This window comes from Pseudomonas sp. 1L-E-NC-VB-C3, from assembly GCF_057291535.1.
Genome location: NZ_JBXAWD010000004.1, coordinates 246,001 through 272,684 on the forward strand (window position 1 = coordinate 246,001; position 26,684 = coordinate 272,684).

The 26,684-nt window shown below is 59.7% G+C and carries 23 protein-coding genes; 3 read left to right on the forward strand and 20 right to left on the reverse strand.

What is annotated here, in order from left to right; all coding sequences use genetic code 11:
- Positions 1-181: 181 nt before the first annotated feature.
- Positions 182-2,764, forward strand: a complete 2,583-nt coding sequence (gene mutS / locus AC0Z5Z_RS08990) for a DNA mismatch repair protein MutS (protein ID WP_056783236.1) — start codon at positions 182-184, stop codon at positions 2,762-2,764.
- A gap of 163 nt (positions 2,765-2,927) precedes the next feature.
- On the forward strand, positions 2,928-3,251 hold the full coding sequence (gene fdxA / locus AC0Z5Z_RS08995; protein WP_056783233.1) for a ferredoxin FdxA: 324 nt from the start codon (positions 2,928-2,930) through the stop codon (positions 3,249-3,251).
- Positions 3,252-3,779: 528 nt separating this feature from the next.
- Here fdxA and rpoS read toward each other — a convergent pair.
- The 8 genes from rpoS to AC0Z5Z_RS09035 all read right to left on the reverse strand — a co-directional run bounded on the left by rpoS (position 3,780) and on the right by AC0Z5Z_RS09035 (position 11,005).
- A complete protein-coding gene (gene rpoS, locus AC0Z5Z_RS09000) occupies positions 3,780-4,787 on the reverse strand; it encodes an RNA polymerase sigma factor RpoS (RefSeq protein WP_016771451.1) in 1,008 nt (335 codons plus the stop codon).
- Positions 4,788-4,893: 106 nt separating this feature from the next.
- Positions 4,894-5,763: a peptidoglycan DD-metalloendopeptidase family protein gene (locus tag AC0Z5Z_RS09005; protein ID WP_016771452.1), complete on the reverse strand. Its 870-nt coding sequence runs from the start codon at positions 5,761-5,763 to the stop codon at positions 4,894-4,896.
- Positions 5,764-5,975: 212 nt separating this feature from the next.
- A complete protein-coding gene (locus AC0Z5Z_RS09010; protein ID WP_160768345.1) occupies positions 5,976-6,611 on the reverse strand; it encodes a protein-L-isoaspartate(D-aspartate) O-methyltransferase in 636 nt (211 codons plus the stop codon).
- A 38-nt stretch (positions 6,612-6,649) separates the two neighbouring features.
- Positions 6,650-7,399, reverse strand: a complete 750-nt coding sequence (gene surE, locus AC0Z5Z_RS09015) for a 5'/3'-nucleotidase SurE (RefSeq protein ID WP_024011837.1) — start codon at positions 7,397-7,399, stop codon at positions 6,650-6,652.
- Positions 7,387-8,445 (reverse strand): tRNA pseudouridine(13) synthase TruD, encoded by a 1,059-nt coding sequence (gene truD, locus AC0Z5Z_RS09020; protein ID WP_305382313.1) that lies wholly within the window; start codon positions 8,443-8,445, stop codon positions 7,387-7,389. The genes surE and truD overlap by 13 nt, the downstream gene beginning before the upstream one ends.
- Entirely contained in the window at positions 8,442-8,915 is a 474-nt protein-coding gene (ispF, locus tag AC0Z5Z_RS09025; protein ID WP_016771456.1) for a 2-C-methyl-D-erythritol 2,4-cyclodiphosphate synthase, read from the reverse strand. Before ispF ends, truD begins: the two co-directional genes overlap by 4 nt.
- Positions 8,916-8,958: 43 nt before the next feature.
- Positions 8,959-9,804, reverse strand: coding sequence for an S-formylglutathione hydrolase (gene fghA / locus AC0Z5Z_RS09030; RefSeq protein WP_305382311.1), 846 nt, complete (start codon positions 9,802-9,804; stop codon positions 8,959-8,961).
- 88 nt (positions 9,805-9,892) lie between these two features.
- Positions 9,893-11,005, reverse strand: coding sequence for an S-(hydroxymethyl)glutathione dehydrogenase/class III alcohol dehydrogenase (locus AC0Z5Z_RS09035; RefSeq protein ID WP_007908835.1), 1,113 nt, complete (start codon positions 11,003-11,005; stop codon positions 9,893-9,895).
- A 116-nt stretch (positions 11,006-11,121) separates the two neighbouring features.
- Here AC0Z5Z_RS09035 and AC0Z5Z_RS09040 point away from each other — a divergent pair, with 116 nt between their 5' ends.
- Positions 11,122-12,018, forward strand: coding sequence for a LysR family transcriptional regulator (locus AC0Z5Z_RS09040; protein WP_056783227.1), 897 nt, complete (start codon positions 11,122-11,124; stop codon positions 12,016-12,018).
- Between the two features lie 132 nt (positions 12,019-12,150).
- Here the strand turns inward: AC0Z5Z_RS09040 and ispD are convergent, their stop codons facing one another.
- The 12 genes from ispD to fabZ form a co-directional block, all read right to left on the reverse strand.
- On the reverse strand, positions 12,151-12,858 hold the full coding sequence (ispD, locus tag AC0Z5Z_RS09045) for a 2-C-methyl-D-erythritol 4-phosphate cytidylyltransferase (RefSeq protein ID WP_150636327.1): 708 nt from the start codon (positions 12,856-12,858) through the stop codon (positions 12,151-12,153).
- Positions 12,855-13,133, reverse strand: a complete 279-nt coding sequence (gene ftsB, locus AC0Z5Z_RS09050) for a cell division protein FtsB (RefSeq protein ID WP_016771460.1) — start codon at positions 13,131-13,133, stop codon at positions 12,855-12,857. Before ftsB ends, ispD begins: the two co-directional genes overlap by 4 nt.
- A gap of 169 nt (positions 13,134-13,302) precedes the next feature.
- A complete protein-coding gene (eno, locus tag AC0Z5Z_RS09055; protein ID WP_056783223.1) occupies positions 13,303-14,592 on the reverse strand; it encodes a phosphopyruvate hydratase in 1,290 nt (429 codons plus the stop codon).
- A 155-nt stretch (positions 14,593-14,747) separates the two neighbouring features.
- On the reverse strand, positions 14,748-15,593 hold the full coding sequence (kdsA, locus tag AC0Z5Z_RS09060; protein ID WP_041478122.1) for a 3-deoxy-8-phosphooctulonate synthase: 846 nt from the start codon (positions 15,591-15,593) through the stop codon (positions 14,748-14,750).
- A 4-nt stretch (positions 15,594-15,597) separates the two neighbouring features.
- Positions 15,598-17,229 carry a CTP synthase gene (gene pyrG / locus AC0Z5Z_RS09065; RefSeq protein ID WP_016771462.1) on the reverse strand — a complete coding sequence of 544 codons (1,632 nt, stop codon included), beginning with the start codon at positions 17,227-17,229 and terminating at the stop codon, positions 15,598-15,600.
- A gap of 274 nt (positions 17,230-17,503) precedes the next feature.
- A complete protein-coding gene (gene tilS, locus AC0Z5Z_RS09070) occupies positions 17,504-18,832 on the reverse strand; it encodes a tRNA lysidine(34) synthetase TilS (RefSeq protein ID WP_485610969.1) in 1,329 nt (442 codons plus the stop codon).
- 131 nt (positions 18,833-18,963) lie between these two features.
- Positions 18,964-19,911, reverse strand: a complete 948-nt coding sequence (locus tag AC0Z5Z_RS09075) for an acetyl-CoA carboxylase carboxyltransferase subunit alpha (protein WP_485610970.1) — start codon at positions 19,909-19,911, stop codon at positions 18,964-18,966.
- Positions 19,912-20,050: 139 nt separating this feature from the next.
- Complete coding sequence (gene dnaE, locus AC0Z5Z_RS09080) at positions 20,051-23,572, reverse strand: DNA polymerase III subunit alpha (protein ID WP_122747625.1); 3,522 nt, start codon at positions 23,570-23,572, stop codon at positions 20,051-20,053.
- Positions 23,573-23,648: 76 nt separating this feature from the next.
- Positions 23,649-24,275: a ribonuclease HII gene (gene rnhB, locus AC0Z5Z_RS09085; protein ID WP_016771466.1), complete on the reverse strand. Its 627-nt coding sequence runs from the start codon at positions 24,273-24,275 to the stop codon at positions 23,649-23,651.
- Between the two features lie 11 nt (positions 24,276-24,286).
- The gene (lpxB, locus tag AC0Z5Z_RS09090; protein WP_485610971.1) at positions 24,287-25,417 is read right to left on the reverse strand and encodes a lipid-A-disaccharide synthase; all 1,131 of its coding nucleotides are present in this window, start codon (positions 25,415-25,417) and stop codon (positions 24,287-24,289) included.
- 2 nt (positions 25,418-25,419) lie between these two features.
- A complete protein-coding gene (gene lpxA / locus AC0Z5Z_RS09095; RefSeq protein WP_016771468.1) occupies positions 25,420-26,196 on the reverse strand; it encodes an acyl-ACP--UDP-N-acetylglucosamine O-acyltransferase in 777 nt (258 codons plus the stop codon).
- The gene (gene fabZ / locus AC0Z5Z_RS09100) at positions 26,193-26,633 is read right to left on the reverse strand and encodes a 3-hydroxyacyl-ACP dehydratase FabZ (RefSeq protein ID WP_016771469.1); all 441 of its coding nucleotides are present in this window, start codon (positions 26,631-26,633) and stop codon (positions 26,193-26,195) included. Before fabZ ends, lpxA begins: the two co-directional genes overlap by 4 nt.
- Positions 26,634-26,684 lie beyond the last annotated feature (51 nt).

Genomic DNA, 26,684 nt, shown 5'->3' on the forward strand with positions numbered 1-26,684 from the left:
AGACAAATGCTGATTTGCATAAATCGTGCATAGATCAACTTTTCCCTGCCAATAAATGCTCACCCGACCGCAGCGCCTGCGTCGGGCAGACTGGCCATGGTAACCTTGCGCCCATCGCGGAAAAGCCCGGCCACTGCCCGCGCTTTGCCCTACATCTTTTAACGAGTTGCCCGACAATCCGATGAATAAAGCCGTCTCCGACCTGTCCTCCCACACTCCGATGATGCAGCAATACTGGCGCCTGAAGAATCAGCACCCGGACCAGCTGATGTTCTATCGCATGGGCGATTTCTACGAAATCTTCTACGAAGATGCGAAGAAAGCCGCCAAATTGCTGGACATCACCCTGACCGCGCGCGGGCAGTCGGCGGGCCAGGCGATTCCGATGTGTGGGATTCCCTACCATGCGGCGGAAGGTTACCTGGCGAAACTGGTCAAGCTCGGCGAATCGGTAGTGATTTGCGAGCAAGTCGGCGACCCGGCCACCAGCAAAGGCCCGGTGGAGCGCCAGGTCGTACGGATCATCACGCCGGGGACGGTCAGTGACGAGGCGCTGCTGGATGAACGCCGCGATAACCTGATCGCAGCGGTGTTGGGCGACGAGCGACTATTCGGTCTGGCGGTGCTGGACATCACCAGCGGCAACTTCACCGTGCTCGAGATCAAAGGCTGGGAAAACCTGCTCGCCGAACTGGAGCGGGTCAACCCGGTGGAATTGCTGATTCCGGATGACTGGCCGAAAGACCTGCCGGCGGAAAAACGCCGTGGCGTACGCCGTCGCGCGCCGTGGGATTTCGAGCGCGATTCGGCGCTGAAAAGTCTCTGCCAGCAGTTTTCCACCCAAGACCTGAAAGGCTTCGGCTGCGAGAACCTGACCCTGGCCATTGGCGCTGCCGGTTGCCTGTTGGCCTACGCCAAGGAAACCCAGCGCACTGCCCTGCCCCATTTGCGTAGCCTGCGTCACGAACGTCTCGATGACACCGTGGTGCTCGACGGCGCCAGCCGGCGCAATCTGGAACTCGACACCAATCTGGCCGGTGGCCGCGACAACACGCTGCAATCGGTGGTCGATCGCTGCCAGACCGCCATGGGCAGCCGTTTACTGACCCGCTGGCTGAACCGGCCGTTGCGCGACCTCACCGTGCTGCTGGCACGCCAGACTTCGATCCGCTGCCTGCTCGACGGCTATCGCTTCGAAAAGCTGCAACCGCAGCTCAAGGAAATCGGCGACATCGAGCGGATTCTGGCGCGTATCGGTCTGCGCAATGCACGACCACGTGACCTTGCGCGTCTGCGTGACGCTCTCGGTGCACTGCCCGAACTGCAAGTGGCGATGACCGATCTGGAAGCGCCGCACCTGCAGCATCTGGCGGCCACCACCAGCACCTATCCGGAACTGGCCGCATTGCTGGAAAAAGCCATCATCGACAATCCGCCAGCGGTGATCCGTGACGGCGGCGTGCTGAAAACCGGTTACGACAGCGAACTCGACGAACTGCAATCACTGAGCGAAAACGCCGGCCAGTTCCTCATCGATCTCGAAGCCCGGGAGAAAGCCCGTACTGGTCTGGCCAACCTCAAAGTCGGCTACAACCGTATCCACGGCTACTTCATCGAATTGCCGAGCAAGCAGGCTGAATCGGCGCCGGCCGACTATATCCGCCGGCAGACGCTCAAAGGCGCCGAGCGCTTCATCACGCCCGAGCTGAAAGAATTCGAAGACAAGGCACTGTCGGCCAAGAGTCGCGCGCTGGCCCGGGAAAAAATGCTTTACGAAGCGCTGCTCGAAGACTTGATCAGCCAGCTGCCACCGCTGCAGGACACCGCCGGCGCATTGGCCGAGCTGGATGTGCTGAGCAACCTTGCCGAGCGTGCGCTGAATCTTGACCTCAACTGCCCGCGTTTCGTCAGCGAGCCGTGCATGCGCATCACCCAGGGTCGTCACCCTGTGGTCGAGCAAGTGCTGACCACGCCGTTCGTGGCCAACGATCTGAGCCTGGACGACAATACGCGCATGCTGGTCATCACCGGTCCGAACATGGGCGGTAAATCCACTTACATGCGGCAAACCGCGTTGATCGTGTTGCTAGCGCATATTGGCAGTTTCGTGCCGGCCGCCAGTTGCGAGTTGTCGCTGGTCGACCGCATCTTCACCCGTATCGGCTCAAGCGATGATCTGGCCGGCGGTCGCTCGACCTTCATGGTCGAGATGAGCGAAACCGCCAACATCCTGCATAACGCCACCGAGCGCAGTCTGGTGCTGATGGACGAAGTCGGGCGCGGTACCAGCACCTTTGACGGTCTGTCGCTGGCATGGGCGGCGGCCGAGCGCTTGGCCCATCTGCGTGCCTATACGCTGTTCGCTACGCACTACTTCGAACTGACCGTGTTGCCGGAAGCCGAGCCGTTGGTGGCCAACGTCCACCTCAACGCGACCGAGCACAACGAACGGATCGTGTTCCTGCACCACGTTCTGCCCGGGCCTGCCAGCCAGAGCTATGGCTTGGCGGTGGCACAACTGGCCGGCGTGCCGAGCGAGGTGATTCTGCGAGCGCGCGAGCATCTGAGTCGCCTGGAAGACACTGCCCTGCCCCACGAGGCGCCGAAACCGGCGGCCAAGGGCAAGCCGTCGACACCGCAGCAAAGCGACATGTTCGCCTCACTGCCACATCCGGTGCTCGACGAATTGGCGAAAGTGGATCTGGACGACATGACGCCACGTCGAGCGCTGGAAATGCTCTATGCACTGAAGAACCGGATATAAGCACTGAAGAAGCGGATATAACGCAATTCGCTTCAAGCTGTTAGAATCTCGCGCGGTTCGGGATGCTGCTGGCTCATAGCCTGGTCAGCAGGTATCGCTCCCGAACCTGGCGACCCCAACCGTGAAGGGGCAACGCTGCCGCCGCCTGAGGAGAAAATTAGAAATGACCTTCGTCGTCACCGACAACTGCATCAAGTGCAAGTACACCGACTGCGTAGAAGTCTGTCCGGTGGACTGCTTTTACGAAGGCCCGAACTTCCTGGTGATTCACCCGGACGAGTGCATCGACTGCGCGCTGTGTGAACCAGAATGCCCGGCTGTGGCGATCTTCTCGGAAGACGAGATCCCAAGCGGCATGGAAAACTTCATCGAGCTCAATGCCGAGCTGGCGGATATCTGGCCGAACATCACCGAGAAAAAAGAATCGCTGCCGGATGCCGAAGAGTGGGATGGCCAGCCGAACAAGATCAAACACCTCGAACGCTGATCTACCCCGCGCTCGACTGAAAGGCCCCTTGCGGGCCTTTTTGCTTTTGCAGATTCTGCTTTTCTGCAGACGAAAAAAGGGGCGGTATGACCCGCCCACATTTTTTCCCTATTCCCTGTATTCCTTTTCATCGTCCTGATGAATCGCCTCCTGCGATGTCCGTTCCCCTCTTCCGTGAAGGGCGTGTCTGTCCGTCGACACAGTTGAGATATTAGAGAGTTTCTGGAGACGAGCAATTGGCCCTCGGCGTACGCGCGCTCTGTCACAAGGACATAACATTTACGAAATAATTAACAAAATCAAAAGGTTGCTCACTGTAAGTGAGCGCGATCGCCTTCCACCGAAGTGTAAAAATAACGAACACTTACGACACAGTAAGCAAAGGCTTACAGCGCGAGACTACAAATTCAGAAATTGACGACCGCTTGTCTGGTGGCTGCCGAAAGCCCGATTTGCTGCACGCGAAAAACAAAAAAGCCCCGACTGATTGAATCAGCCGGGGCTTTTTGCGGGCGGACGATCAGGCGCTTATTGAAACAGCGACTCGCTCGACAGGCCGTTCTTTTCAAGGATCTCGCGAAGGCGCTTGAGCCCTTCCACCTGAATCTGCCGTACCCGCTCGCGGGTCAGGCCGATCTCCAGGCCGACATCTTCCAGCGTGCTGCTTTCGTGACCACGCAGGCCGAAGCGGCGAATCACCACCTCGCGCTGCTTGTCGGTCAGCTCCGACAGCCATTGATCGATGCTCTGCGACAGGTCATCGTCCTGCAGCAGTTCGCACGGATCGGTCGGACGATCGTCAGTGAGTGTGTCCAGCAGGGTTTTATCCGAATCCGGACCCAGCGAGACGTCGACCGAAGAAACCCTTTCGTTGAGGCCCAGCATGCGCTTGACCTCCCCCACCGGTTTTTCCAGCAGGTTGGCGATTTCTTCGGGTGAAGGTTCGTGGTCGAGTTTTTGCGTCAGCTCCCGTGCGGCCCGCAGGTACACGTTGAGCTCCTTGACCACGTGAATCGGCAGCCGGATGGTCCGGGTCTGATTCATGATCGCGCGCTCGATGGTCTGACGGATCCACCAGGTTGCGTAGGTCGAGAAGCGGAAGCCGCGCTCCGGATCGAACTTTTCCACCGCGCGGATCAGGCCGAGGTTGCCCTCTTCGATCAGATCCAGCAGCGACAGCCCCCGATTGACGTAACGCCGGGCGATCTTGACGACCAGCCGCAGGTTACTTTCGATCATGCGCTTGCGCCCGGCAGGATCGCCACTTTGCGACAAGCGCGCAAAATGAACTTCTTCTTCCGGGGAGAGCAGAGGGGAAAAGCCGATTTCGTTGAGATACAGCTGCGTGGCATCAAGTGCCCGAGTGTAGTCGATGTATTTATGTTGTTTGAGTGTGGCGGAGTGTCTGGATTTGGAACGAACGGAAGGTGGAGCAGCCCCTTCATCATTCAACATCGAATCCGAATCGATGCCGGTCTCCATAAGGAGAACCTCATCGTCGATGTCAAACTCCGGCACTTCTTTACTGAGAGCCATTGTTATAGTCCTTTGGTGAGTTCGACCCCAAGCTCAAGCGACGCCTTTATCCTTGGCAACGCTGGAGCCTGTCCCCTCTACGCGACGGAACAGGCTGGCCTTCAAATCAACGTCTTGGCAGGAACTGCAGCGGATCCACAGGTTTACCTTGGCGGCGAATCTCAAAATGCAGTTTCACCCGGTCTGTACCCGTTGACCCCATTTCGGCAATTGTCTGTCCGACCTTGACCTGCTGCCCCTCCCGAACCAACAGCCTGCGGTTATGTCCGTAAGCACTGACGTAGGTTTCGCTGTGTTTGATGATGACCAATTCGCCGTAGCCCCTTAAGCCACTCCCGGCGTATACGACCGTCCCATCAGACGCAGCTAAAACAGGCTGTCCCAAATCTCCGGCGATATCAATTCCTTTATTCAAACTACCGTTTGAAGAGAATTTTCCAATCAGAACGCCATTAGATGGCCATCCCCAGCCGGTCGGGGCCGGGCCTGCCGGAGGCAGTGGAGCGGGTGCAGGTTTGCTCGCGACGGACGGTACAACCCCTTTGGAACCGGTGGTTGTAGTGGTTGTGGTGCCATTCGCCTGGCGCCGGATTACTGTGGTTTTACTCGACGAAGAAGGTGAGGAACTGGAGTTGCTCACCACCGCTGTCGGCGTTGAACCGCTGCGCCCGTCGAAGCGAATTGTCTGACCCGGATGGATCGTATACGGCGTAGGAATATTGTTCCGGGCGGCGAGGGTTTTGTAGTCCCAGCCGTAACGAAAGGCGATCGAAAACAAAGTATCGCCGGGACGGACTACATATTGCCCGGTAGTAACGGTCGGACGTTGCGCGACCGAATTATTGCGATCGACAACCCGTACGTTGCTCGATTTGGTGCTGGAGCAACCGACCAGCAAGGTGCTCAAGACAAGGCCAGTCACCAGGCGCTGAAAGCTCGTGTTACCCATACGCTGCGCAATGACTGTGAGACTCACCCGCCGCTCCCTTTGTGGTGGCTGAAAAATTCTGAATGCCGCATTGCGGCATGAGGTGTCGCAAGTATAACGGGCCGAACCGGCTTTACCTTTAATGAAGCGAAATCACCGGACGCACACGTTTGCCAGGGGCAAGTACGCTGCGTTTAAACTCTGGCTGCCGGTGTAAGACCGGCGCCGTTGAAAGGAATTCAGCGCCTGCTCGCAAATGCTCAGGCCAGCGGCCCGTTGAGCAACGGCACGAAACGCACAGCGCCCAGAACGTGTCGGGAAAAGCCATGTTCTTCGCGCACGATCAGCATCAGTTGTTGCACTTCACCGGAGCCGACCGGAATCACCATGCGCCCACCGGGGGCCAGTTGATCGAGCAAAGCTTGCGGTACATCGGTGGCAACGGCGGTGACGATGATGCCGTTGTATGGGGCCAGCGCCGGCCAGCCCTCCCAACCATCGCCCCAGCGAAACACCACGTTGCGCAGGTTCAACTCGACCAGACGCTCCTTGGCGCGGTCCTGCAGCACCTTGATGCGTTCGACCGAAAACACCCGTTCGACCAGTTGCGACAACACCGCCGTCTGGTAGCCGGAACCGGTGCCGATCTCCAACACCTTATCCAGCGGGCCGGCCTCCAGCAGCAGCTCGCTCATGCGCGCCACCATATAAGGCTGGGAAATGGTCTGGTTGTTGCCGATCGGCAGCGCGGTGTCTTCATAAGCGCGATGCGCCAGCGCCTCGTCGACAAACAGATGACGCGGCGTGCGGCGGATCACTTCCAGGACTTTGGCGTTCGACACGCCTTCTTCATATAGACGCTGGATCAGGCGTTCGCGCGTACGTTGGGAGGTCATGCCTATGCCGCTGCGCAGGCGGTCGTCGTGTTCGCGCATCAGCTCAGCCCTCCCAGCCAGCCATCCAGACTTCTGAAGGCATCATTGAAGGTGCGATCGAGCTGCAACGGTGTGATGGACACATAACCTTGCATCACGGCATGAAAATCGGTGCCCGGGCCGCCGTCTTCAGCGTCGCCGGCAGCGGCAATCCAGTAACCGGCCTTGCCGCGCGGATCGACCACTTTCATCGGCGCCGCCGCGCGGGCGCGATGACCGAGGCGGGTCAACTGAATGCCACGGATGTGATCGATGGGCAGATTGGGAATGTTCACGTTGAGCACCGTGCGCGGCGGCAGATCCAGCCCGGCGTGGGCCTCGACCAGTTTGCGCGCAAAGTAGGCCGCAGTCGGCAGATTGTCCACCTGACGCGAGACCAGGGAGAAGGCAAACGATGGGCGCTCGAGAAATCGTCCTTCCAGCGCTGCCGCCACGGTTCCGGAATACAGCACGTCGTCACCAAGATTGGCGCCCAGATTAATGCCGGATACCACCATGTCCGCTTCGCGCTCAAGCAAGCCGTTAAGGCCCAGGTGAATGCAATCGGTCGGTGTGCCGTTGAGGCTGATAAAGCCGTTGGCCAGGTATTGCGGGTGCAGCGGACGGTCGAGCGTCAGCGAACTGCTGGCGCCGCTTTTGTCCTGCTCCGGGGCGATAACCACGCATTCGGTGTAATCCGCCAGCGCAGCATAAAGCGCGGCGAGACCGGGCGCGGTTACCCCATCGTCGTTAGAAATCAGAATACGCATGGGCTGTCCGTCTGCCCCACCGGCACCAGATCAACGAGCTCGCGCACCAATACGGTGGCAAAGCATCCGGCCGGGAGGACGAATTCCAGTTGCAGAATGTCAGGTTGGGGATAATGCCACGTCAACCCGCCAATGGGCAGCCGCAGGATGCGACGTTCATGGCTCATGCCGGCGTGGATCAACCAGTCACGCAGATCCGCTTCGCGGGCGGCGATCGCCTGCTCCAGTTCATGGACTGCGCCAGCGGTGGGCGAGTCACCTTCGCCCCACTGCGGACCGGTCGGGTGCAGGTCGAGAATCGCCAGACGCGGGTCGCTGCATTCGGCTTCACCGGCCGGGAAAAAACTGCGGCTGTCGGTGAAGGCCAGCAGATCGCCAACCAGCGCGGTGTTCCAGGTGCCATCGGCGACGCGCGCCGCGAGCACCTGGTTGAACAGAAAGCTACGCGCCGTCGACAGCAACCGCGAACGCACATTGCGCTGTTCCGGCAAAGCCTTGCGCGCCGCCCACGCCCGGGCATCGACAACGTTGCCGCCGTCATGGCCGAAGCGCTGGGCGCCGAAATAATTGGGGATGCCTTGTTTGGCGATCAGTTGCAGCCGCTGTTCAATCGCATCTTTGTCGCCATTGAATTGCGTCAGGCGCAGGGTGAAACCGTTGGCCGAATGCGCACCGCGTTGCAGCTTGCGCTTGTGGCGCGTGGTCTTGAGGATCTTCAGCGTGTCGTTTTCCGCGGCCGACAGATCCGGATCGGCCTTGCCCGGCAACTGCACGCTGAACCACTGTCGGGTCAGGGCCTGACGGTCCTTCAGCCCGGCATAGCTGACGGTACGCAACGGCACGCCGGCTGCCTTGGCAATACGCCGCGCCGCTTCTTCGGTATTGAGGCCGCGCTTTTCCACCCAGATCCACAGGTGTTCGCCGTCACCGCTGAACGGAATATCCAGCACTTCATCGACCTGGAAATCTTCGGCGATGGCTTTCAGTACCGCTGTGCCGAGGGGTTCGCCATAGGCCCGTGAGCCGAGTAATTGCAGTTCATTCATGCGCGCAGCAACAAGGCAACGGAGTGCACGGCGATGCCTTCTTCGCGACCGACAAAGCCAAGCTTTTCGGTGGTGGTAGCTTTGACGTTCACTTGATCCAACTCAACTTGAAGATCCGCCGCGATCAGCGCGCGCATCGATTCGATATGCGGCGCCATTTTTGGCGCCTGGGCAACGATGGTGTTGTCGACGTTGCCGACTTTCCAGCCCTTGGCGTGGATCAGACTGACCACATGACGCAACAGCACACGGCTGTCGGCGCCCTTGAATTGCGGATCGGTGTCCGGGAAGTGTTTGCCGATATCACCCAGCGCCGCCGCGCCGAGCAAGGCATCGCTCAAGGCGTGCAGCAGGACGTCACCGTCGGAATGAGCGAGCAGCCCGAAGCTGTGTGCAATCTGCACGCCGCCCAGAGTAATGAAATCGCCTTCAGCGAAACGGTGCACATCGTAGCCGTGGCCAATACGCATAAAAAAACGCCCCGATTTTTGTCAGGGCGTGATTCTACCTGCATTAACCGCGCAGAGCGCGTGCGTGATGCTGCAAGTGGTCGTCAATGAAGCTTGAGATGAAGAAATAGCTGTGGTCGTAGCCCGGTTGCAGGCGCAGCTCCAGCGGATGCCCCGCTTGTTTTGCGGCGTGTTGCAGGGCCTCGGGTTTCAATTGCGTGGCGAGGAAATCGTCACGATCACCTTGATCGACCAGCAACGGCAACTTCTCCGTCGCCTCCGCGATCAGCACACAGGCGTCCCACTCCTTCCACTTCGAACGGTCTTCGCCCAAATAGTTGGAAAAGGCCTTCTGACCCCACGGGCAATCGATTGGATGGGTAATCGGCGAGAACGCCGACACTGACTGAAAACGCCCGGGATTGCGCAGCGCGCAGACCAATGCGCCGTGGCCGCCCATGGAGTGACCGCTGATACTGCGTTTGTCGGAAGCGGGGAAATGCGCTTCGACCAGAGCAGGCAGTTCCTGCACGACATAGTCATGCATCTGATAGTGCCGCGCCCACGGTTCCTGCGTGGCGTTCAGATAAAACCCGGCGCCGAGACCGAAATCCCAAGCTTTGTCGGCATCATCCGGGACATCCGCGCCACGCGGACTGGTATCCGGGGCGACGATGATCAACCCGAGCTCGGCAGCCATGCGCATCGCACCGGCCTTCTGCATGAAGTTCTCATCGGTGCAGGTCAGGCCTGACAACCAGTACAACACCGGCAGCTTGCCGCCCTGCTCCGCTTGTGGCGGCAGGTACACGGCAAAGACCATGTCGCAATCAAGCACTTCGGAGCGATGGCGATAACGCTTGTGCCAGCCACCAAAACTCTTCTGACAGGAAATGTTTTCCAGATTCATAGCACTTCAGCCGCAAGATGCGAGCTTCAAGCTGCAAGAGGCAATTGCGCCTGCTTGCAGCTTGTGGCTTGTAGCTTGCCGCTGCTCCTTAGAAATGAATGACTGTGCGGATGCTCTTGCCTTCGTGCATCAGGTCGAACGCCTTGTTGATATCTTCCAGGCCCATGGTGTGGGTGATGAAGGTATCCAGCGGGATTTCGCCGCTCTGGGCCATGTCGACGTAGCTTGGCAATTCAGTACGGCCACGCACGCCGCCGAACGCCGAACCGCGCCAGACGCGACCGGTGACTAACTGGAACGGACGGGTAGCGATTTCCTGGCCGGCACCGGCGACACCGATGATGACCGACTCGCCCCAGCCTTTGTGGCAGCACTCAAGCGCAGCGCGCATCAGTTGCACATTGCCGATGCACTCGAAGGAGAAGTCGACGCCGCCATCGGTCATGTCGACGATTACTTCCTGGATCGGACGATCAAAGTCTTTCGGATTCACGCAATCGGTGGCACCGAGTTGTTTGGCGATTTCGAACTTGGCTGGATTGATGTCGATGGCGATGATCCGCGCAGCCTTGGCTTTCACCGCGCCGATCACGGCCGACAAGCCGATACCGCCGAGACCGAAGATGGCCACGGTGTCACCCGGCTTGACCTTGGCGGTGTTGAGCACGGCGCCGATACCGGTGGTGACGCCGCAACCGAGCAGGCAGACCTTTTCCAGCGGCGCGTCTTTGGAGATCTTCGCTACGGAAATTTCCGGCAGTACGGTGTACTCCGAAAACGTCGAAGTGCCCATGTAGTGGAAAATCGTTTCGCCCTTGTAGGAAAAGCGCGAAGTGCCATCCGGCATCAGGCCCTTGCCTTGGGTGGCGCGAATCGCCTGGCAGAGGTTGGTCTTGCCCGACTTGCAGAATTTGCACTGGCCGCATTCCGGGGTGTACAGCGGAATGACGTGATCGCCGACGGCGACCGAAGTCACGCCTTCGCCGATCGCTTCAACGATGGCGCCACCTTCATGGCCGAGGATCGACGGGAAGATGCCTTCCGGGTCTGCGCCGGACAAGGTGTAGGCATCGGTGTGGCAAACCCCGGAAGCGACGACGCGCAGCAATACTTCACCGGCCTTGGGCATGGCGACATCGACTTCTACGATTTCCAGCGGCTTCTTGGCCTCAAAGGCAACGGCGGCGCGCGACTTGATCATGCTGACTCTCCAATGAATCCAGTAAATATAAAAGCAGACAGACAGTGTAGTTCAGCGCGTCCTGAGGAATAATCCGGACCAAAGCAAAACATTATTGCCATATAGGGATAATCAAAGTGTCGGAAAACCGCTGGGAAGGCATCGATGAGTTCGTTGCCGTCGCCGAATGCAATCAATTCACCGCCGCTGCCGAGCGTCTTGGGGTTTCTTCCTCACACATCAGTCGACAAATCGTACGGCTCGAAGAGCGTCTGCAGACGCGACTGCTCTACCGCAGCACCCGGCGAGTTACGTTGACCGAAGCCGGGCAGACTTTTCTGCAGCATTGCCAGCGCCTGCAGGACGGTCGCGAAGAAGCCTTGCGCGCGGTAGGTGATCTGACCAGCGAACCGAAAGGCATGCTGCGCATGACCTGCGCGGTGGCCTACGGCGAACGTTTTATCGTGCCGCTGGTGACTCGCTTCATGGGGCTGTACCCGCAGTTGCGCATCGATATAGAGCTGAGCAATCGCCAACTGGATCTGGTGCATGAAGGGCTGGACCTGGCGATCCGTCTGGGTCGGTTACAGGATTCGCGCTTGGTCGCGACACGTCTGGCACCACGGAGAATGTACCTGTGCGCATCGCCGTCCTACCTGGAACGGTACGGACGCCCACACAGTTTGTCGGAGTTGAGTCGACACAATTGCCTGATCGGCAGTTCGGATATATGGCAACTGGAACAGAACGGCAGGGAATTTTCCCAGCGGGTGCAAGGCAACTGGCGTTGCAATAGTGGGCAAGCGGTGCTGGATGCGGCGCTTCAGGGCGTCGGGTTGTGTCAGTTGCCGGACTATTACGTGCTCGAGCATCTGCACAGTGGCGCGCTGATTTCCTTGCTGGAGGCGCATCAGCCGCCGAATACGGCGGTGTGGGCGTTGTATCCGCAGCAGCGGCATCTGTCGCCGAAGGTGCGCAAGTTGGTGGATTATTTGAAGGTGGGACTGGCTGAAAGGCCGGAGTACAAACTTTGAGTTATTGGTTGCCTGTGCGACCGTTTTCGCGAGCAGGCTCGCTCCCACAATTGACCGAGTTCGACAGCTGAATGCATTCCCTCTGTGGGAGCGAGCCTGCTCGCGAAGGCAATGCCACAGCGACCCCAAATCTCAGCGGCGATTCGCCCAACGCTGGCGCAACCACTCCAGATCTTCCGGCCGGGTCACCTTGAGGTTATCCGCCCGCCCTTCGATCAGACGCGGTGCCAGACCGGCCCATTCCATCGCAGAAGCTTCATCGGTGATCACGGCATCCGCAACCAGGCTATCGGCCAACGCTCGATGCAACGCGCCGAGGCGAAACATCTGCGGCGTATACGCCTGCCAGATCACACTGCGGTCCACCGTTTCAACCACACGACCGTTTTTATCAATGCGTTTGAGCGTGTCGCGAGCGGGCACCGCCAACAGACCACCGACCGGGTCATCCGCGAGTTCGGCAAGCAACTTGTCGAGATCATCGCGACTCAGATTTGGCCGGGCCGCATCGTGCACCAGCACCCAATCGTCATCGTCGGCACCTTGCGCATGCAGATGCAGCAAGGCATTGAGCACCGAAGCAGAACGCTCCGCCCCGCCGCCGACCCGCTGAATGCGTGGATCGCTGACGCAAGCCAGATTCGGCCAATAGGGATCGTCAACAGCAAGACTGACCACCAGGCCCTTAAGGCTCGGGTGATCGAGGAAACAGCCGAGGCTGTGTTCGAGAATTGTGCGCCCGCCCAGTTGCAGATATTGCTTGGGACGGTCCGCGGCCATTCGGGCACCGACGCCCGCGGCAGGAATCACGGCCCAGAAGGCCGGCAGGGAATCGATCATTGGGCCAACTGGTAAAGGGTTTCGCCGTCCTTGACCATGCCCAGTTCGTGACGAGCCCGCTCTTCAACGGTCTCCATGCCTTTTTTCAATTCGCTGACTTCCGCGTCCATCACCCGGTTGCGCTCCAACAGGCCTTCGTTCTCGGCATGTTGTTCGGCGATCTGCTGTTTCAGCTCGGCGACCTGCGCCAGACTGCCATTGCCCACCCACAGGCGGTACTGCAGACCGGCCAGCAGCAAGAGCAAAACAAGAAACAACCAGTAAGGACTGCGCATCGAATATCAGGTATCCAGTGAAAAAAGACAGCCACGCATAATGTTGCAGCATCTGATAGCACGAAGCCTGGAAAGATCCAGGCTTGTGCTTAAGGCATCAGATTAGTGGCAAATCCATCGCTGTCACGACTTTTCCGACACAATCCGGTGTCCTTTGATCAGGTTGCGCTTAACCGCGGAACTCGGCACGGCCGTTGTACTGGGCCTTGCCGTTCAACTGCTCTTCGATACGCAGCAGTTGGTTGTACTTGGAAACGCGGTCGGAGCGGCACAGCGAACCGGTCTTGATCTGGCCAGCCGAGGTGCCCACAGCCAGGTCGGCAATGGTCGAATCTTCGGTTTCGCCGGAGCGGTGCGAGATCACTGCGGTGTAGCCGGCAGCCTTGGCCATCTGGATGGCTTCCAGGGTTTCGGTCAGGGTGCCGATCTGGTTGAACTTGATCAGGATCGAGTTGGCGATCTTTTTATCGATGCCTTCTTTCAGGATCTTGGTATTGGTCACGAACAGGTCGTCGCCCACCAGTTGGGTCTTCTCGCCGATCTTGTCGGTGAGGATTTTCCAGCCGGCCCAGTCGGACTCGTCCAGACCGTCTTCGATGGAGATGATCGGGTAACGCTCGGTCAGACCTTTGAGGTAGTCGGCGAAACCTTCAGCAGTGAACACCTGGCCTTCGCCGGACAGGTTGTACTTGCCGTCTTCGTAGAACTCGCTCGCGGCGCAGTCCAGCGCCAGGGTCACGTCGGTGCCCAGCTTGTAACCGGCGTTGGCCACGGCTTCGGAGATCACTTTCAGCGCGTCTTCGTTGGAAGCCAGGTTCGGTGCGAAACCGCCTTCGTCACCAACGGCGGTGCTCAGGCCACGGGCCTTCAGCACAGCTTTCAAGTGATGGAAAATCTCGGTGCCCATGCGCAGACCTTCCGAGAACGACTTGGCGCCGACCGGCTGCACCATGAATTCCTGGATGTCGACGTTGTTATCGGCGTGCTCGCCACCGTTGATGATGTTCATCATCGGGACCGGCATCGAGTACACACCCGGGGTGCCGTTGAGGTTGGCGATGTGTGCGTACAGCGGCAGATCCTGATCCTGCGCAGCCGCCTTGGCCGCAGCCAGGGACACGGCGAGGATGGCGTTGGCGCCCAGGGTCGCCTTGTTTTCGGTACCGTCGAGCTTGATCATCGCTTGGTCGAGGGCTTTCTGGTCGCTCGGGTCGGTGCCCAGCAGCAGATCGCGGATCGGACCGTTGATGTTGGCTACCGCCTTGAGCACGCCCTTGCCCAGGTAACGGCTCTTGTCGCCATCACGCAGCTCGAGCGCTTCACGCGAGCCAGTGGATGCACCGGACGGCGCGCAGGCGCTGCCGATGATGCCGTTGTCGAGAAGCACGTCCGCTTCCACGGTGGGATTGCCACGGGAGTCGAGAACTTCACGACCTTTGATGTCGACGATTTTTGCCATTGTTGTAAACACTCCAAAGTTGACGAAAACGACGCAGCTAGAGGAAATCTTTATCGTCGGCAAGCGAAGTACAGCGGGCAGACTTGCAGACGACAACGCTCACGCCCGAGGGCATGAGCGACAAATCGTGCGGTACTTTACCGGAGAATCGAGCGTTACGCGGTTTCTACCGTCGGAAAACTCTTCACCAGTTCGTCCAGAGCCTTGAGCTGGGCCAGGAATGGCTCCAGTTTGTCCAGACGCAAGGCGCAAGGGCCGTCGCATTTGGCGTTGTCCGGATCCGGATGCGCTTCGAGGAACAGACCCGCCAGCGACTGGCTCATGCCGGCCTTGGCCAGATCGGTGACCTGCGCGCGGCGACCGCCGGCGGAGTCGGAACGACCGCCAGGCATTTGCAACGAGTGGGTCACGTCGAAGAACACCGGGTATTCGAACTGTTTCATGATGCCGAAGCCGAGCATGTCGACCACGAGGTTGTTGTAGCCGAAGCTCGAACCACGCTCGCAGAGGATCAACTGATCGTTACCGGCTTCCACGCACTTGTTCAGGATGTGTTTCATTTCCTGAGGCGCGAGGAACTGGGCTTTCTTGATGTTGATCACGGCATTGGTCTTGGCCATCGCGACAACGAGATCGGTCTGGCGCGACAGGAAGGCCGGCAGCTGAATGATGTCGCAGACTTCAGCGACGACCGCGGCCTGATGCGGCTCGTGGACATCGGTGATGATCGGCACGCCGAAGGCTTGCTTGATGTCCTGGAAGATGCGCATGCCCTCTTCCAGGCCAGGACCGCGATACGAAGTCACAGAAGAACGGTTGGCCTTGTCGAAGCTGGCCTTGAACACGTAAGGGATACCGAGTTTTTCGGTGACCTTCACGTACTCTTCGCAAACCTGCATGGCCATGTCACGGCTTTCCAGCACGTTCATGCCGCCGAACAGCACCATGGGTTTGTCGTTGGCAATCTCGATGTCGCCGACGCGGATGATCTTCTGTGCCATCGGGTTACGCCTTCTTCTGGTGTTGAGCCAACGCGGCTTTGACAAAACCGCTGAACAGCGGATGGCCGTCGCGTGGGGTCGAGGTGAACTCAGGGTGGAACTGGCAGGCGACGAACCATGGATGATCCGGCGCTTCAACCACTTCGACCAGCGCAGCATCGGCGGAGCGACCGGAAATCTTCAGACCGGCTTCGATGATCTGCGGCAGCAGGTTGTTGTTCACTTCGTAACGGTGACGGTGACGCTCGACAATCACGTCCTTGCCGTAGCAATCATGGACTTTGGAGCCCGGCTCAAGCAGGCAATCCTGTGCGCCGAGACGCATGGTGCCGCCCAGATCGGACGCTTCGGTACGTACTTCGACAGCGCCGGTGGCGTCTTCCCACTCGGTAATAAGACCGACCACCGGATGGCCGCTGGCACGATCGAACTCGGTGGAGTTGGCGTCTTTCCAGCCCAGTACGTTACGGGCGAATTCGATGACCGCCACTTGCATGCCGAGGCAGATGCCGAGGTACGGAACCTTGTTTTCGCGAGCGTACTGAACAGCGGTGATCTTGCCTTCAACGCCACGCAGACCGAAGCCGCCCGGCACCAGAATCGCATCAACACCTTCGAGCAGCGCAGTGCCCTGGTTCTCGATGTCTTCGGAATCGATGTAGCGCAGGTTGACCTTGGTGCGGTTGCTGATGCCAGCATGACTCATCGCTTCGATCAGCGACTTGTACGCGTCGAGCAGCTCCATGTACTTGCCGACCATGGCGATGGTCACTTCGTGTTCCGGGTTCAGCTTGGCATCGACCACTGCGTCCCACTCGGACAGATCGGCGCTGCCGCATTGCAGACCGAAACGCTCGACGACGAAATCGTCCAGGCCCTGCGAGTGCAGGATGCCCGGGATCTTGTAGATGGTATCGGCGTCTTCCAGCGCGATTACCGCACGCTCTTCAACGTTGGTGAATTGCGCGATCTTGCGACGCGAGGACACATCGATCGGGTGATCGGAGCGGCACACCAGCACGTCTGGCTGCAGACCGATCGAGCGCAGTTCCTTGACGGAGTGCTGGGTCGGTTTGGTCTTGGTTTCGCCAGCGGTGGCGATGTACGGCACCAGCGTCAGGTGCATCAGCATCGCGCGCTTGGCGCCGACTTCAAAACGCAACTGGCGGATGGCTTCGAGGAATGGTTGCGACTCGATGTCACCGACGGTGCCACCGATTTCAACCATCGCCACGTCAGCGTCACCGGCACCTTTGATGATGCGGCGCTTGATTTCGTCGGTGATGTGCGGGATCACCTGGATGGTTGCACCCAGGTAGTCGCCACGGCGCTCTTTGCGCAGCACGTGCTCGTAGACACGGCCGGTGGTGAAGTTGTTGTTCTGGGTCATGGTCGTGCGGATGAACCGCTCGTAGTGCCCCAGATCCAGATCGGTCTCGGCGCCGTCGTGGGTGACGAATACTTCACCGTGCTGGAACGGACTCATGGTGCCTGGATCGACGTTGATGTACGGATCCAGCTTCAGCATGGTGACCTTAAGCCCCCGCGCCTCCAGGATAGCCGCCAATGAAGCCGAGGCAATGCCTTTCCCCAATGAAGAAACAACACCGCCCGTGACGAATATGTAGCGCGTCATGAAAAACCCTAGAAGTCTGCGTTAAAGCGGAACGAGCCGCCGGGGAAAGCGAAGGAAGGCCGAAGCCCCCGATCACCTGCATTAATCACAGTGCACCTTTCGAAAAAACCGCCGCGTTGTGACAGACCGGCAGATGAAACACCGGTACGTTGCTCGCTACACATTTTTTGGAATCGCCCAGCAAAGACTGCTTGGTAATCGGCAACTCCTGCAATTCAGGCGAATCCACAGAAGTTGTATCAAGAAGGGAGCGTAGTCTACCGGAATGCTCCTTTCAGCTCAAACCTTGATCTTCGTCTGTTGGCTGCCAGTGCAATGTCCAGCCTTCGTCCATCTGACCAGCAAGACCCGGCAGGTTCGCCACGGCGAGCAATTCTTCGCCACGAAACAGCAGCGGCAATCTGCCACGCACGAAGGCCGGGACCGCGCGCTCGTTGAGCAGACGCTTGAGATCACGGCTGCCGCGCTCGGCCAGTTGCATGACCTCACCGCCTTGCCGATAGGCAATACGCAAAGGCCCGGCTGGAGCATGCCCGTGGAGCACGACGCGTCCGTTATCCGGCAAGCGTAGCGCTGAAGTCGGGGTCTGCCAGTCGGCGCCGATCACTGGCGCGCCCAACCAATTGCCGCTCAGCCACCAGACGCGACCGCCGCTGCGGTGCAGCTCTCCGTCGGCCAAACGCCAGATCGGAGAAGCGTCGGCGCCGGCATTGCACAGTGTTGTCCAACCCGACCAATGGTCAGCATCTGGCAGCCGGGTCAATGGTTCGAGCCAGTGGCTGAGGGCATTTCGCTGGCGCGCGTCAGACAATGCCCTCAATGATGTCAGCTCCAGAGATGGCACACCCAGCCAAGCGAATTCATGGGGCGTTTCGGCTTGTGCGAGATCAATCTGCGCCAGCTCATCGAGCAAGCCCTGCGCCTCACGCAGATGCGCAGCCGTGCGCGCCATGCTGGCCTGCGCTTGCGGCCAGCGTTCGGTGAGGACCGGCATGACTTGATGGCGCAGATAGTTGCGCGAAAACTGCCGGTCCTGGTTCGACGGGTCTTCGATCCAGCGCAACTGATGCGCCTGTGCATAACCTTCCAGCTCAGCACGGCTGACATCCAGCAACGGTCGAACCAGCGTGCCCTGCCCCACTGGACGCTGCTGCGGCATCGCCCCGAGCCCGCGTACACCGGTACCGCGCAACAGCCGAAACAGCAGCGTTTCCGCTTGGTCATCGCGGTGCTGGCCAGTCAGCAACACGTCATTGGTCTGCGTCAGCGAACTGAACGCGGCATAACGCGCATCCCGCGCCGCCCGCTCCAGGCTCGCCCCGCCCTTTACAGTCACCCGCTTCACTTGCAACGGCACGCCCAGCGCATTACAGACGGCCTGGCAATGTTGCGGCCATGCATCGGCCGCAGCCTGAAGGCCGTGGTGGATATGAATGGCGCTGAGCGCAGGGAGGGATTCGGTGTTCGCCAGAGTGGCGAGCAGATGCAGGAGGACGGTGGAATCGAGGCCACCGGAGAAGGCGATGCGCCAGTGAGCGGCGTGGCGCCAAGGCTCAAGGTTCAGCAGAAGACGGGATGGCAAATCAATCGGGGACTGGCCCATATCTGCACCTTTGCCTGGTCCTCTGTGGGAGCGAGCCTGCTCGCGAAAGTGATTTGACATTCAACAATTTCGTCGACTGTCATACCGGTTTCGCGAGCAGGCTCGCTCCCACAGTGATAGCACGCGTCTGATTAGAGACCGTAGCTCATCAGGCGATCGTAACGGCGCTTGAGCAGCGCTTCGTTATCGAACTGCTTGAGCATCGCCAGTTGCGAGCTCAGTTCGGAGCGGATCGAAGCGGCGGCAGCAGCCGGATCACGGTGGGCGCCGCCCAGTGGCTCGCTGATCACTTTGTCGACGATACCCAGGCCTTTCAAACGCTCAGCGGTGATGCCCATTGCTTCAGCGGCATCCGGTGCTTTCTCGGCGGTCTTCCACAGGATCGATGCGCAACCTTCCGGCGAGATCACCGCGTAGGTCGAATATTGCAGCATGTTCAATTGATCGCAGACGCCGATGGCCAGTGCGCCGCCGGAACCACCTTCACCAATTACAGTGGCGATGATCGGAGTCTTCAGACGCGCCATCACCCGCAGGTTCCAGGCAATCGCTTCGCTCTGGTTGCGCTCTTCAGCGTCGATGCCAGGGTAGGCACCCGGGGTGTCGATGAAGGTCAGGATAGGCATCTTGAAGCGCTCGGCCATCTCCATCAGACGGCAGGCCTTGCGGTAGCCTTCCGGACGCGGCATACCGAAGTTGCGGCGAACTTTCTCACGCACTTCACGGCCCTTCTGGTGGCCGATGATCATCACTGGCTGGTCTTCCAGACGGGCGATACCGCCAACGATGGCAGCGTCGTCGGAGAAGTGACGGTCGCCGTGCAGTTCGTCGAACTCGGTGAAGATGTGCTCGATGTAATCGAGGGTGTACGGGCGTTTCGGGTGACGCGCCAGACGTGCGATCTGCCAGCTGGTCAGCTTGCCGAAGATGTCTTCGGTCAGCGTCTTGCTCTTGTCCTGCAGGCGGGAGATCTCATCGCCGATATTCAGCGAATTGTCATTACCGACCAAGCGCAACTCTTCGATCTTGGCTTGCAGGTCGGCGATCGGCTGTTCGAAATCTAGAAAATTCGGGTTCATAGGCGTCCGTCTTGGGTCGTGTCCCAAGTGAGCTTGGGCCGGCCGGTTGTCTATTCGCGCCCTACCTTAAGGGAGAGGCGCGCTGAGGTCGAGATTAAAAATTCAGGTTGTGGGCAAGCGCAATGATGGCACTTGCCGGTCAACGGTATTGGAGGAAGACGTTGTCTCGCCCGAACTGGTCACGCAGGGCTTGAATCAAGGTATCCGCCGGGTCGATCCGCCAGGTCTCGCCGAACTGCAGCAAGGTCTTCGCATCCGGGCTGGTGTACTCCATGGTCACCGGGCACGCGCCGCGATGACGCTTGAGCAGTTCGCCCAACCAGCGTAGCTGATCGCCTTTGAGATCCTGGGTGTGCAGCTTCAGGCGCAGGCTCTCGGCCAGATTGGTCCGCGCATCTTCCATGCTCATCACGCGCTTGACCCGCAGGCGCAGGCCGCCGGAGAAGTCGTCGTTGCTGACCTCGCCTTCGACCACCACCATCGCGTCGGTCTGCAGCAGCGACTGCGCCGAATGGAACGCATCGGCAAACAGCGACGCCTCGATCCGTCCGGAGCGGTCGTCGAGGGTGATGAAGCCCATCTTGTCGCCCTTCTTGTTCTTCATCACCCGCAGGGCAATGATCATCCCCGCCACCGTTTGCGTGTCGCGCGCCGGTTTCAGGTCGATGATGCGCTGACGGGCGAAGCGGCGGATTTCGCCTTCGTATTCGTCGATCGGGTGACCGGTCAGGTACAGGCCCAGGGTGTCTTTTTCACCCTTGAGGCGTTCCTTGAGGGTCAGTTCCTTGGCTTTGCGATGAGACGCGTAAACGTCGGCGTCTTCTTCGACGAACAAGCCACCAAACAGGTCGGCGTGGCCAGAGTCGTGAGTCCGCGCGGTCTGCTCGGCCGCCTTGATCGCTTCTTCCATCGCCGCCAGCAGTACCGCGCGGTTACGGTCGATGTTGGCTTGATAGGCCTTTTGTTCGTCGTGGAAATACGGGCCGAGGCGATCCAGCGCGCCGCTGCGAATCAAGCCATCAAGAGTTCGTTTGTTGATGCGCTTGAGGTCGACCCGCGCGCAGAAATCGAACAGATCCTTGAACGGACCGGCCTGACGCGCTTCGGTGATCGCTTCCACCGGACCTTCACCGACGCCTTTGATCGCGCCGAGGCCGTAAACGATGCGGCCGTCGTCGTTCACCGTGAACTTGAACTCCGAAGTGTTCACGTCCGGCGCGTCGAGGCGCAGCTTCATCGTCCGCACTTCCTCGATCAAGGTCACGACCTTGTCGGTGTTGTGCATATCCGCCGAAAGTACCGCGGCCATGAACGGCGCCGGGTAGTGAGCTTTCAGCCAAGCGGTCTGGTACGACACCAGGCCGTAAGCGGCGGAGTGGGACTTGTTGAAGCCGTAACCGGCGAATTTCTCCACCAGGTCGAAAATGTTACCGGCAAGATCCGCGTCGATGCCGTTGGTCGCGCAACCCTCGATGAAGCCGCCGCGCTGCTTGGCCATTTCTTCGGGCTTTTTCTTACCCATCGCCCGACGCAGCATGTCCGCACCGCCGAGGGTGTAACCGGCCATGACCTGGGCAATCTGCATCACCTGTTCCTGATACAGGATGATGCCGTAAGTCGGCGCCAGTACCGGCTTGAGGCCGTCGTACTGGTAGTCCGAGTGCGGATAGGCCAGTTCGGCGCGACCGTGCTTACGGTTGATGAAGTCGTCCACCATGCCCGATTGCAGCGGACCGGGACGGAACAGTGCAACGAGTGCGATCAAGTCTTCCAGGCAGTCGGGCTTGAGCTTTTTGATCAGCTCTTTCATGCCCCGGGATTCAAGCTGGAACACCGCCGTGGTTTCGGCTTTTTGCAGCAACTGGTAGGTCGGCTTGTCGTCGAGCGGGATAAAGGCGATATCGAGCGGCGGCTCGTTGACCTTGGCGCGGTCACGGTTGATGGTTTTCAGCGCCCAGTCGATGATCGTCAGGGTACGCAGGCCGAGGAAGTCGAACTTCACCAGACCGGCGGCCTCAACGTCGTCCTTGTCGAACTGGGTCACCAGACCGTCACCGGCCTCGTCGCAATAGATCGGCGAGAAGTCGGTGAGTTTGGTCGGCGCGATCACCACACCACCGGCGTGCTTGCCGACGTTACGCACCACGCCCTCAAGCTTGCGCGCCATCTCCCAGATTTCCGCCGCTTCTTCATCGACCTTGATGAAGTCGCGCAGGATTTCTTCCTGTTCGTAGGCTTTTTCCAGGGTCATGCCGACTTCGAACGGAATCATCTTCGACAGACGATCCGCCAGGCCATAGGACTTGCCCTGCACCCGCGCCACGTCACGGACCACAGCCTTGGCGGCCATGGAACCGAAGGTGATGATCTGGCTCACCGCGTTGCGGCCGTATTTCTCGGCCACGTAATCGATCACCCGGTCACGACCGTCCATGCAGAAGTCGACGTCGAAGTCGGGCATGGAGACCCGTTCCGGGTTGAGGAAACGTTCGAACAGCAGGTCATATTCCAGCGGGTCGAGGTCGGTGATCTTCTGTACGTAAGCCACCAGCGAACCGGCACCCGACCCACGGCCCGGACCTACCGGCACGCCGTTGTTCTTGGCCCACTGGATAAAGTCCATCACGATCAGGAAGTAACCGGGGAAGCCCATCTGGATGATGATATCCAGCTCGAAATTCAAGCGGTCGACGTAGACCTGACGCTTGGCTTCGTAGTCTTCGGTGGTGTCTTTGGGCAGCAGCACAGCCAAGCGTTCTTCGAGACCTTCGAAGGAGACCTTGCGGAAATATTCGTCGATGGTCATGCCATCGGGAATCGGGAAGTTGGGCAGGAAGTGTGTGCCCAGCTTCACTTCGATGTTGCAGCGCTTGGCGATCTCGACGGTGTTTTCGATGGCGTCGGGAATATCGCTGAACAGCTCGAGCATTTCCTCGGCGCTTTTCAGGTATTGCTGATCGCTGTAATTCTTCGAACGACGCGGGTCATCGAGGGCGCGGCCCTCACCGATGCACACACGAGTTTCGTGGGCGGCGAAGTCTTCCTGCTTGATGAAACGCACATCGTTGGTCGCCACCAGCGGTGCGCCAAGCTTGTCGGCCAGTGCCACGGCGCCGTGCAGCTGTTCTTCATCGTTGGGGCGGTTGGTGCGCTGGATTTCCAGATAGAAGCGATCCGGGAACACCGCCATCCACTCGCGCGCCAGCGCTTCGGCTTCCGCCGGATTGCCGCCGATCATGGCCATGCCGATCTCGCCTTCTTTGGCGGCGGACAGCATGATCAAACCTTCGTTGGCCTCGGCCACCCATTCGCGCTCGACGATGACCATGCCGTTGCGCTGGCCTTCGATGAAGCCACGCGAGATCAATTCGGTGAGATTGCGATAACCCTGAGCGTTCATCACCAGCAGGCTGAGGCGGCTCAGCGGTGCATCCGGGTCCTTGTTCGCCAGCCACAGGTCGGCGCCGCAGATCGGCTTGATGCCGGCGCCCATGGCGTTTTTATAGAACTTGACCAGGGAACACATGTTGTTCTGGTCGGTGACCGCGACCGCCGGCATGTTCATGGCGGTCAGCGCCTTGACCAGCGGCTTGATCCGCACCAGCCCGTCGACCAGGGAGTATTCAGTGTGCAGGCGTAGATGAACGAATGAAGCCGGCATAGTGATCCTGTCCAGTTACATAGAGACAACGAGGCCCGGATTGTACCGGGCCTCGAATAAAACATCAGCCTTGGGCCTAAACCTGCGTCAGGCTTTCCCGCGCCTCATAAGCCAGGCGTACCGGGGCGAACGAGCGGCGGTGAATCGGCGTCGGGCCGAGCCGCGCCAGTGCTTCCAGATGAACGGGCGTCGGGTAGCCTTTATGGCCGCCGATGCCGTAGCCCGGGTAGATCAATTCGAACGCAGCCATTTCGCGATCACGACTGACCTTGGCCAGAATCGACGCCGCCGCGATCGCCGGCACCTTGCCGTCGCCCTGAATCACCGCCTCGGCGCGCATCGGCAAATGCGGGCAGCGGTTACCGTCGATCATCGCCAGTTTCGGCTGAATGTGCAGACCGGCAACCGCGCGCTGCATGGCCAGCATGGTCGCGTGGAGGATATTCAGATCGTCGATTTCTTCGACTTCGGCGCGGGCGATGCACCAGCTCAGGGCCTTTTCGCAGATCTCGTCATAGAGCTTTTCGCGCTTGGCTTCGGTGAGTTTTTTCGAGTCATCGAGGCCGAGGATCGGCCGGTTCGGATCGAGAATTACCGCAGCTGTCACCACCGCACCGCACAACGGACCACGACCGACTTCATCAACACCGGCGACCAGTTCTTCGACTTCGGCTACCAGAGTGAAATCCAGGCCCATTTGCATGCTTGTCTTGCTCATTGTGGTTTGCCGATCAGGTCAAGGACGGCTTGCGCCGCCTGATTGGAAGCATCGCGCCGCAGCGTGCGGTGGATCTCGTCGAAACCGCGGGTCTGTTCATCACCACCATCGATCAAGGGCGACAGTGCCTGCGCCAAGGCTTCGACAGTCGCATCATCCTGCAACAACTCCGGCACCAGCAAGCGCTGGGCGAGCAAGTTGGGCAGCGACACGTACGGGCTCTTGACCATGCGCTTCAGAATCCAGAACGTCAGCGGCGCCAACCGATACGCCACCACCATCGGCCGCTTGTACAGCAGCGCTTCAAGGGTAGCAGTGCCGGAGGCGATCAACACTGCGTTGCACGCGGCGAGCGCCAGATGAGATTTACCGTCGAGCAAGGTTACCGGCAAATCCCGGCCAGCAAGCAAGGCCTCGAGTTGCACCCGGCGTTCCGGGTTTGCACAAGGCATGACAAAGCGCACGCCCGGACGCATGCCGCGCAGACGTTCGGCGGTGTCGAGGAACAGCGCACCGAGGCGACTGACTTCCCCGCCACGGCTGCCCGGCATCAGCGCTACCAGCGGGCCGTCGGCCAAGCCCAGTTCGGTGCGCGCAGCGGCGCGGTCGGCTTGCAGCGGAATGGTATCGGCCAAGGAGTGACCGACGAAACGCACCGGCACGCCTTTCTCTTCGTAGAATTTCGCCTCGAACGGCAACAGGGTCAGCATCAGATCGCAGCCTTCGCGGATCTTCAGCACCCGCTTCTGCCGCCACGCCCATACCGACGGGCTGACGTAATGCACGGTCTTGATCCCGGCCTGACGCAGCTTGAGTTCGATATTGAGGTTGAAATCCGGCGCATCGATGCCGATGAACACGTCCGGCTTCGCGGCGATCAGTGTGGCAATCAGCTCTTTGCGGCGTTTGAGTAACTCACGCAGCCGACCGAGGACCTCCACCAGCCCCATGACCGACAAGCGCTCCATGGGAAAGTACGAGGTCAGGCCTTCAGCCTGCATCAGCGGACCGCCGACGCCGATGAACTCGACTGTCGGGTGCTGAGTCTTGAGCGCGCGCATGAGGCCGGCGCCGAGAATGTCACCGGAAGCCTCACCCGCCACCAGCGCAATACGCAGACTGGCCATGATCAGCGGGTGATGCCGCGAGTCGACGCCTGGATCGAATCGCGGAACACGGCGACTTCAGGGAACTGCGCAGACGGCTCGGCCAGCTCTGCCAGCGCCTGCTCGACCGTCAGGCCTTGGCGGTAGACAGTCTTGTAGGCGCGGCGCAGCGCATGAATCGCGTCTTCGCTGAAACCGCGACGGCGCATGCCTTCGAAGTTCATGCTGCGCGCTTCGGCGGGGTTGCCGAATACGGTGACGAACGCCGGAACGTCCTTGCCGATCGCTGTGCCCATGCCGGAAAAGCTGTGGGCGCCGATGTGGCAGTACTGATGCACCAGGGTAAAACCGGAGAGGATCGCCCAGTCGTCAACGTGTACATGCCCGGCCAACGCAGTGTTGTTGACCAGAATGCAGTGATTGCCGATGACGCTGTCATGGCCGATGTGGGCATAGGCCATGATCAGGTTGTGATCACCCAGTGTGGTTTCCGAACGGTCCTGCACGGTGCCACGGTGAATGGTCACGCCTTCGCGGATGACGTTGTGGTCACCGATCACCAGACGGGTTTCCTCGCCTTTGTACTTCAGATCCGGGGTGTCTTCGCCTACCGAAGAAAACTGGTAGATGCGATTGTGTTTACCAATGCGGGTCGGCCCCTTGAGGATCACATGCGGCCCGATCACGGTACCCTCGCCGATTTCCACACCTGCGCCGATGATCGACCACGGGCCGACCTCGACGCCGTCAGCCAGAACGGCGGACGGATCGATGATTGCGCGAGGGTCAATCAAACTCATACTTTCTGTTCCGCGCAGATGATTTCTGCCGAGCAGACCGGCTTGCCGTCCACCGAAGCCTGGCATTCGAACTTCCAGATCTTGCGCTTGCAGCTGATGAAAGTCGCTTCAAGGATCAACTGATCGCCCGGCTTGACTGGCTGGCGGAAGCGCAGCTTGTCGGAACCGACGAAGTAATACAGGGTGCCGTCGGCCGGTTTGACGTCGAGCATCTTGAAACCGAGGATCCCGGCAGCCTGAGCCATCGCTTCGATGATCAGCACGCCCGGCATGATTGGATGCGCAGGGAAGTGACCGTTGAAGAACGGTTCATTGATGCTGACATTCTTGTAGGCGCGAATTCGCTTGCCTTCAGTGTCCAGTTCCACCACCCGGTCCACCAGCAGGAACGGGTAACGGTGAGGCAGGTATTCGCGAATCTCGTTGATGTCCATCATTTCAGGGGAAAGCCTATGTAAAGATTGGGAGCGCGACTGACGCGCACTCCT

Coding starts and splice junctions, on each gene's coding strand:
- surE (WP_024011837.1), bottom strand. CDS start 7,399: ATGCGTATTCTGATTTCTAACGACGATGGGGTAACCGCGCCCGGTCTC.
- kdsA (WP_041478122.1), bottom strand. CDS start 15,593: ATGGCACAGAAGATCATCCGCGTCGGCGACATCGAGATTGCCAACGAC.
- pyrG (WP_016771462.1), bottom strand. CDS start 17,229: ATGACGCGCTACATATTCGTCACGGGCGGTGTTGTTTCTTCATTGGGG.
- lpxB (WP_485610971.1), bottom strand. CDS start 25,417: ATGGCCAGTCTGCGTATTGCGCTGGTGGCGGGTGAGGCTTCCGGTGAC.
- lpxA (WP_016771468.1), bottom strand. CDS start 26,196: ATGAGTTTGATTGACCCTCGCGCAATCATCGATCCGTCCGCCGTTCTG.
- ispF (WP_016771456.1), bottom strand. CDS start 8,915: ATGCGTATTGGCCACGGCTACGATGTGCACCGTTTCGCTGAAGGCGAT.
- AC0Z5Z_RS09010 (WP_160768345.1), bottom strand. CDS start 6,611: ATGACCTCCCAACGTACGCGCGAACGCCTGATCCAGCGTCTATATGAA.
- dnaE (WP_122747625.1), bottom strand. CDS start 23,572: ATGCCGGCTTCATTCGTTCATCTACGCCTGCACACTGAATACTCCCTG.
- eno (WP_056783223.1), bottom strand. CDS start 14,592: ATGGCAAAAATCGTCGACATCAAAGGTCGTGAAGTTCTCGACTCCCGT.
- AC0Z5Z_RS09075 (WP_485610970.1), bottom strand. CDS start 19,911: ATGAACCCGAATTTTCTAGATTTCGAACAGCCGATCGCCGACCTGCAA.
- rnhB (WP_016771466.1), bottom strand. CDS start 24,275: ATGCAAATGGGCCTGGATTTCACTCTGGTAGCCGAAGTCGAAGAACTG.
- fghA (WP_305382311.1), bottom strand. CDS start 9,804: ATGAATCTGGAAAACATTTCCTGTCAGAAGAGTTTTGGTGGCTGGCAC.
- rpoS (WP_016771451.1), bottom strand. CDS start 4,787: ATGGCTCTCAGTAAAGAAGTGCCGGAGTTTGACATCGACGATGAGGTT.
- ispD (WP_150636327.1), bottom strand. CDS start 12,858: ATGATCGATTCCCTGCCGGCCTTCTGGGCCGTGATTCCTGCCGCGGGC.
- mutS (WP_056783236.1), top strand. CDS start 182: ATGAATAAAGCCGTCTCCGACCTGTCCTCCCACACTCCGATGATGCAG.
- ftsB (WP_016771460.1), bottom strand. CDS start 13,133: ATGCGCAGTCCTTACTGGTTGTTTCTTGTTTTGCTCTTGCTGCTGGCC.
- AC0Z5Z_RS09035 (WP_007908835.1), bottom strand. CDS start 11,005: ATGATCAAGTCGCGCGCCGCCGTTGCCTTTGAGGCCAAGAAGCCGCTG.
- fdxA (WP_056783233.1), top strand. CDS start 2,928: ATGACCTTCGTCGTCACCGACAACTGCATCAAGTGCAAGTACACCGAC.
- fabZ (WP_016771469.1), bottom strand. CDS start 26,633: ATGATGGACATCAACGAGATTCGCGAATACCTGCCTCACCGTTACCCG.
- tilS (WP_485610969.1), bottom strand. CDS start 18,832: ATGGGCCAGTCCCCGATTGATTTGCCATCCCGTCTTCTGCTGAACCTT.
- truD (WP_305382313.1), bottom strand. CDS start 8,445: ATGAATGAACTGCAATTACTCGGCTCACGGGCCTATGGCGAACCCCTC.